The following is a 2,730-nucleotide window of genomic DNA, read 5'->3' as shown; positions in this document are numbered from 1 at the left end:
GGCCCCTGCCCTGCCCCCGGCCGTGTCCGCGGAGTCCGGCGCCGCGCCCCGGATGGAGCCCCCCGGCCGCGCCCGCCCTGGAGATGGTGACGGACGCCGCGCTGGGGCTGAACATCGACGAGCCGCCCCGGACGGGGCCGGTGATTGGCATCGACCTGGGGACGACGAACTCGTGCGCCGCGTTCGTGCGCGGCGCGAAGCCCGGGGTGCTGCCCAGCCGCGAGGGCCACAACACGGTGCCCTCCATCCTCGCGTTCAACCAGCGCGGCAAGCTGGTGGTGGGCCACCCCGCGAAGGGGCAGATGCTCACCAACCCGCGCCAGACGGTGTACGGCGCCAAGCGGCTGGTGGGCCGGCCGTACGCGTCGCCCATCGTGGGGCAGATCAAGGGCCGCTTCCACTACGAGATCGCCGCGGGCCAGAACGGCGAGGCGGCGGTGCGCCTGGGCGACCGCATCTATTCGCTCCAGCAGATCTCCGCGCTGATCCTGCGGGAGGTCCGCGAGGTGGCGCAGAACCAGTTGGGCCAGCCCATCTCCCGGGCGGTCATCACGGTGCCCGCCTACTACAACGACAACCAGCGGCACGCGGTGCGCGAGGCGGGCAAGCTCGCGGGCCTGTACGTGGAGCGCATCCTCAACGAGCCCACGGCGGCGGCGCTGGCGTACGGCTACGGCCGGAAGCTCAACCAGCGCGTGCTGGTGTACGACCTGGGCGGCGGCACGTTCGACGCGTCGGTGCTGGAGCTGCACGACACCGTCTACGAGGTGATCTCCACCGGCGGCGACACGTTCCTGGGCGGCATCGACTTCGACAACGCCATCGTGGAGTACCTCCTGGCGGAGTTCCAGCGGCAGACGGGCCGCGCCTTCCAGGGGGACCGGGTGGCCCTGCAGCGCATCAACGACGCGGCGGAGCGGGCCAAGTGCGCCCTCTCCGAGCGCTCGGAGATGCGCGTGCACGTGGCCTTCATCACGATGATCGACAACAAGCCGTACGACCTGGACGTCACGCTCACGCGGCAGAAGTTGATCGCCCTGACGGAGGGGCTGGTGGACCGCACGGTCCAGGTCTGCGAGGAGGTGCTCCAGGCCAAGGGGCTGAAGCCGCAGGACATCGACGAGGTGATCCTCGTCGGTGGGCAGAGCCGCTTCCCGCTGGTGCACGAGAAGATCACGAAGTTCTTCGGCCGGCCGCCCAGCAAGGGCGTGCACCCGGACGAGGCGGTGGCGCTGGGCGCGGCGCTGCTGGCGCACAGCCTGGGGCAGCTGGAGGGCGTGGTGCTCATCGACGTGCTGCCCATGGCCATTGGCGTGGGGCTGCCGGGTGGGCGCTTCAAGCCGGTGCTGGAGCGCAACGTGTCGCTGCCGGCGGCCAAGAGCTACACGCTCTCCACGCACCGGGACGACCAGACGGAGCTGGAGCTCACCGTCTTCCAGGGAGACTCCGAGCGCGCGCAGGACAACGAGTACCTGGGCACGCTGCGGCTCGCGGGCCTGCCGAAGAAGCCGCGCGGCGCGGTGCAGGTGCAGGTGACGTTCGAGGTGAACAACGAGTCGCTGCTGAAGGTGATCGCGCGGGAGGGCAGCACGGGGCGCGAGGTGGTCAGCACGTTCACCACCCGTGACACGCCGGAGGTGGTGAAGGCGCGGCTGGCGCAGCAGGAGACCGCAGTGGCTCCGGCGGCGCGCACCCCCGTGGCGGCGTCCGCGCCGCTCGTCCAGGAGGCACCTCCGGACGCAGCGGTCGTGTCACGGCAGAAAGGTTTCATGGGGTGGTTGAAGGGCCTGTTCGGCCGCGCGTGATTCCCGGCGGGTTCCCGCTCGCCGAGTGGGCTGGCGGCGGGAGCCTTCGTGGGGGGATTCATCACCGCGAGTGCCTACGGGATTGAGCACCAGGGCTGCTATTAAGTGTCGGCGGTTTTTGACACATGGACGGCCCCCCCGTGCCCGACTTCTCGCGAACCCTTCCTGGCGTCCTGTTGAAGCTTGTCCATGGGCCTTCCGCCCACGCGCCGCTCTATACCTTCCTGGGAGACGGCGACGGCGAAGAGACCGTCTGGAGCGCGGCGGACCTGGACGCGCGCGCGCGGAGGATCGCGACGGCGCTGCGCGAGCGGGGCGCGGTGGGCGAGCGCGTGCTGCTCCTGTACCCGCCGGGGCTGGACTACGTCGCGGGCTTCTTCGGCTGTCTGTACGCGGGCGCGGTGGCGGTGCCCGCGTATCCGCCGGATCCGATGCGGCTGGAGCGCACCCTGCCCCGCCTGCGCGCCATCATCCAGGACGCGAGGGCGTCGGTGGTGCTCACCACGTCCGGCATCCTGGAGCTGTCGGACTTCGTCTTCGAGCAGGCGCCGGACTTCCGCGCGCTGCACTGGATGGCGACGGATGCGCTGCCGGAGGGCGGTGAGCGGGACTGGGTGGCGCCCGAGGGCGTGGGGGCGGAGTCGCTCGCGTTCCTCCAGTACACGTCCGGGAGCACGGGCACGCCCAAGGGCGTGATGCTCACGCACGGGAACCTGCTGCACAACCTGTCGCTCATCCACGGCGCGTTCCAGGCGCGGGCGGACAGCGTGGGCGTCATCTGGCTGCCGCCGTACCACGACATGGGCCTCATCGGCGGCATCCTGGAGCCGCTGCATGGTGGGTTCCCGGTGGCGCTGATGTCGCCGATGGCGTTCCTCAAGCGGCCCATGGCGTGGCTGGAGGCGGTGTCGCGCTTCGGGGGCAC

At 71.0% G+C, this 2,730-nt stretch carries 2 protein-coding genes; both read left to right on the top strand.

Going from position 1 to position 2,730, the window contains the following annotated elements; genetic code table 11:
- Nucleotides 1–1,805 (top strand): Hsp70 family protein (locus tag ACLEQD_RS40775; RefSeq protein ID WP_410391316.1); only part of this gene is annotated, 1,805 nt, incomplete at its 5' end.
- 125 nt (nucleotides 1,806–1,930) lie between these two features.
- The coding region (locus ACLEQD_RS40770) for an AMP-binding protein (protein WP_410391315.1) at nucleotides 1,931–2,730 on the top strand (800 nt) is incomplete at its 3' end.

This window comes from Corallococcus sp. 4LFB (genome assembly GCF_046520365.1).
GTDB lineage: Bacteria > Myxococcota > Myxococcia > Myxococcales > Myxococcaceae > Corallococcus > Corallococcus caeni.
Note: the sequence above shows the minus strand (reverse complement) of the source record. Positions and strands in the feature narration are given on the sequence as shown.